This is a genomic window from Chitinophaga sp., assembly GCF_035564935.1.
GTDB lineage: Bacteria > Bacteroidota > Bacteroidia > Chitinophagales > Chitinophagaceae > Chitinophaga.
The window spans coordinates 1-4,119 of record NZ_DATMTE010000608.1 but is presented as its reverse complement, the minus strand read 5'-3'; the positions used below and the strand labels follow the sequence as shown (position 1 = coordinate 4,119).

Sequence of the window (4,119 nt, the reverse complement as noted above, 5' to 3'; positions counted from 1 at the left end):
ATATTTTTCAGAGATATTAAAGAACTCTGCCAGATCTACCTGGTCGGGCGATTTGTAGCGCAGGTATACCTTCAGTTTTACATCATTGGTAAAGCTGGGCTGGTTGTTTTGTTTGATCTTTTTGTACTCATAGCGGTAGTTGTATACCAGTGCGGAGATATCCGATAATACGGCGCTGCCGGTAGCGGTACCGCCTGCGCCTTTGCCCACAAAGAACTGTTTGTCGGTGAATGCGCTTTCCAGCAGGATACCATTGTATTCGTTGTACACATCGTAGAGCAGGTTGTGTTCTTTGATCAGGTGCGGCAGTACATAAGAGAATACATGACCGTTCTGGCGGCGGCATTGCGCAATCAGTTTGATGGTACAATTTCTTTGTTTGGCAAACTGGATATCAAAATCGTTCAGGTGATGGATCCCGAAGTTGAACACTTCTTCCGGTTTCACAAAGGTGCCGAATGCGTGCAGCAGCAGGATCACTATTTTGAATTTCGGATCGAAGCCTTCGATGTCCAGTGTAGGATCTGTTTCCGCGAAACCCAGGTCCTGCGCCTGTTGTAAGGCGGTTTCAAAGCTAAGGTTCTCTTCAAATATTTTGGTAAGAATATAATTCGTAGAGCCGTTACAGATACCTTCTACTGCATTGAGCAGGTCGTTGTCGTAGTATTCTTCCAGGTTGCGGATGATGGGAATACTTGCGCAGCTGGATGCTTCATACAGGAATGGTACTTTGTTTTCCGCCTGCAGTTGGTATAAAGCCGGCAGGTTTTCGGCGATCATGCGTTTGCTGGCGCTTACTACGGCTTTGCCGTTGCGGAGCGCTTTGCTCACTATTTCAAATGCTGCTTCGGTGTCGTTGATCAGTTCTACTACTACGTCAATGGTAGGATCTTCGAGGATTTCATTTTTGTCCGTCGTAAAATAACTGCTATCGATCGGTCTTGATTTATTAGGATCTTTAATACAGATCTTTTTGATCCGTGCATTAATACCTTTTGTTCTGTTCAAAACTTCATAGAGTCCTTGTCCTACGACGCCGAATCCGAAAATACCTAAATTGATGGTCTTGTTTTCCATACTTTTTTTTGAGCTTGCAGCCTTAGCAATCAGTCTTTCGCCGTGCAGAGATGATCAGTTTCCGTACATTGAAAGTGGTGTTACCAACCACTAGCGGCTTTATTGTAAAACAGTAATTTGCTTGCCGGCCGGATGGTTTAGTTTATCCAGCGCCTGTTTCAGGTCGTTGATCAGGTCATCGGCATCTTCGATGCCTACTGATAAACGGATGCAGGAATCCTGCAGCCCTGTTTTTCTCCGGAACTCTTCCGGTATGGTACGATGCGTCATGGTGGCCGGGTGGGCCAGCATGCTTTTCACGCCGCCAAAGCTTTCCGCCAGTTTAAATAATTTGGTAGCGTTTACGATACGGATCGCATTTTTGATATTGTCGCTTTTCAGTGAAAAGCTTACCAGTGCGCCGTAATTTTTTTGTTGTTTACGGGCGATGTGGTGATTTTTATGTGTGGCCAGTCCGGGATAAAATACTTTGTCCACGGCGGGATGTGCAGCCAGCCAGTTGGCGATGGCGCTGGCGTTGCTGCATTGTTTTTCCAGGCGGAGATACAGTGTTTCAATACCGCGTATAGTAAGCCATGCATCAAAGGGGCTGAGTATACTGCCGGAAATATTCTGGTTATACCGGATCTGGTCTGCCAATGTTTTTGAGTTCACTACTACAAGGCCGGCGATCACGTCGCAATGGCCTGCCAGGTATTTGGAGGCGCTGTGGATCACGAGGTCGGCGCCCAGTGTTAGTGGCTGTTGAAGTAATGGAGTGCTGAAAGTATTGTCAACCGCCAGCAGGATATTATGTTGTTTGGCAATTTTGCTGATAGATTTAATATCAGATACCCGCAAAGTTGGATTGGTAGGGGATTCCAGCCAGATGATCCTGGTATTGGGCGTAATGGCGGCCAGTACTTTATCGAGGTTGCTGGTATCTACAAAATTCACTTTGATCCCAAAGCGTTCAAACATGTGGTTAAAGATCTGGAAGATGCCACCGTAAGTATCTTCCACGGCCATGATTTCATCGCCGGACTTTAACAGCTTCAGCACCGCATCAATGGCCGACATACCACTGGCAAACGCAAACCCGGCAAACCCTTCTTCCAGGTTGCAGATGAGGTCTTCCAGCACTTTTCTCGTGGGGTTGTTTGCCCGCGAAAACTCAAAGCCTTTATTGATGCCGGGTGATTCCTGCACAAAGGTGGACGTTTGATAGATAGGCACAGAAATGGCGCCTGTCAGTTCGTCTACCGGTATGCTGTGAATCAGTTGTGTAGCTGTTTTCATGTTATAAATTATTTTTAATGATGTTCAATGTGCACAATTGCCAACTGCAACGATATCATTAAAGATCAACTTAAACAACAACAAATCCATGAAAGGGGCGGGGAGGGGGCATAAAAAAGCTCTCCCGTTTGTTGGAAGAGCTTCCTTAGAAAGTTATATATATCTGTGAAGTATTATCTCTGCCAACTTATCTTTCCCCGGTTTGCACCAGGGCAGGAATTAGCACCTTTTTCCCGATCATAATGATCAGGAAAGGTTGCTAAGGCATCGCAGGGCCAAGTCCCTCCGCCTTTCTGGATAAGTGATGTGTAAGAACTGGCGCAAAGGTAATATCACTTTAGGGAGATTTCCAAATTGGAGTTGTTTTTTATTTATTAACCGGTGTTTTATTACCTTTGGATGATATTATTTTATACCCAACCATATCTTTTATGTTTGTTAACCCGTTGCTCTCAGAAGAGCTGTTCCAGCATATCTGGGCATTCCGGCTATTTAAGCAGGATCACCTGACCACCACTGGCGGAGAGCCGGTACAGGTATTGTTTCCCGGTGTTCATAACCACAATGGCGGGCCGGATTTTTCGGCCGCAAAGATCAGGATCGGCGCTACTTTATGGATAGGCCAGGTGGAGCTGCACCTGCGTACATCCGACTGGTTCCGGCACGGCCACCAGCATAATGCACAATACGGCCGTATTATCCTGCATGTGGTGTTTGTACACGACATGCCCGATGTTATTACCGGGAATGCGCCCTGTCTTGAATTGCAACAGCACATCCCCAAGGTGCTTTTGCAGCGTTATGAGCAGTTGAAGGCGTTGTCGCCCTTTGTGCCCTGTGCGCCCCATGCTTCCCGGGTGCCGCAGCTGACCTGGCTTAGCTGGAAAGAGCGGTTGCTGGCGGAGCGTTGGGAACGCAAGATCAGCAGCCTGCGGGCCTGGTTGCAGCACAATCATTACAACTGGGAGGAGGTATGTTACTGGGCAGTGGCTCAAAGCTATGGCACACCGGTAAATGCCCTGCCCTTTCTGCAGGTGGCGCAGTCGCTTCCCTATAAAATGCTGATGCGGTACCGGCATCTGCTGCTCCAGGTAGAGGCGCTGCTGTTTGGCCAGGCCGGCATGCTGGAAGCACCCCAAACAGACGGATATGCGTTGCAGTTACAGGATGTTTACGGGCATCTGCAGCACAAATTCCGGCTCAGCCCAATACCTGCCCACCACTGGAACTGGCTGAGGATGCGGCCTGCCGCCTTTCCTACCATGCGGCTGGCCGCTTTCGCCGCGCTGCTGCAGCAATCCACCCACCTGTTTTCCCGCATCCTGGAAGCCCCTGATGTAACAGCGCTGGAACAACTGTTTTTCGTGCAGCCATCAGCGTACTGGCATACGCATTACCGTTTCGGACATCCCGTGGCACGCACCCAGCGGCCCGGCAAGCAGGCCATACAGGGCATCCTGATCAACACGGTGCTGCCCCTGCTATTCCTGTACGGACAGGATAAGAATGGCAAATATTACCAGGAAAAAGCCCTGCATTTCCTGCAGCAGCTGCCGCCGGAAAGAAACCACATTACCAACAGCTGGAGCCAGCTGGGTATTGCCCAGGAAAGCGCTTTGGAATCACAGGCATTGCTGCAACTGAAACAGTACTACTGCGATGAGAAAAGATGCCTGCAGTGCGCCATAGGGGTGAAGATCATTTCAGGCGTGTAGCGCCTTCGCTGGGAAATTGTCTTGCAGCAGGATTAAACTGATTAAACTG

Annotated in this window: 3 protein-coding genes and 1 riboswitch; of the genes, 1 reads left to right on the top strand and 2 read right to left on the bottom strand. The window is 48.7% G+C overall.

Going from position 1 to position 4,119, the window contains the following annotated elements; genetic code table 11:
• Together VN105_RS15410 and VN105_RS15405 are read right to left on the bottom strand one after the other, a co-directional pair.
• Positions 1–1,077: homoserine dehydrogenase (locus VN105_RS15410; RefSeq protein ID WP_325642419.1), on the bottom strand; the 1,077-nt coding region annotated here is incomplete at its 3' end.
• Between the two features lie 99 nt (positions 1,078–1,176).
• Positions 1,177–2,355, bottom strand: a complete 1,179-nt coding sequence (locus VN105_RS15405; protein ID WP_325642418.1) for a PLP-dependent aspartate aminotransferase family protein — start codon at positions 2,353–2,355, stop codon at positions 1,177–1,179.
• A 184-nt stretch (positions 2,356–2,539) separates the two neighbouring features.
• Positions 2,540–2,659, bottom strand: a riboswitch (SAM riboswitch).
• Positions 2,660–2,786: 127 nt separating this feature from the next.
• On the opposite strand from VN105_RS15405, the gene VN105_RS15400 reads away from it, so the two are divergent.
• Positions 2,787–4,070, top strand: a complete 1,284-nt coding sequence (locus tag VN105_RS15400; RefSeq protein ID WP_325642417.1) for a DUF2851 family protein — start codon at positions 2,787–2,789, stop codon at positions 4,068–4,070.
• The last annotated feature ends 49 nt before the right edge of the window (positions 4,071–4,119 follow it).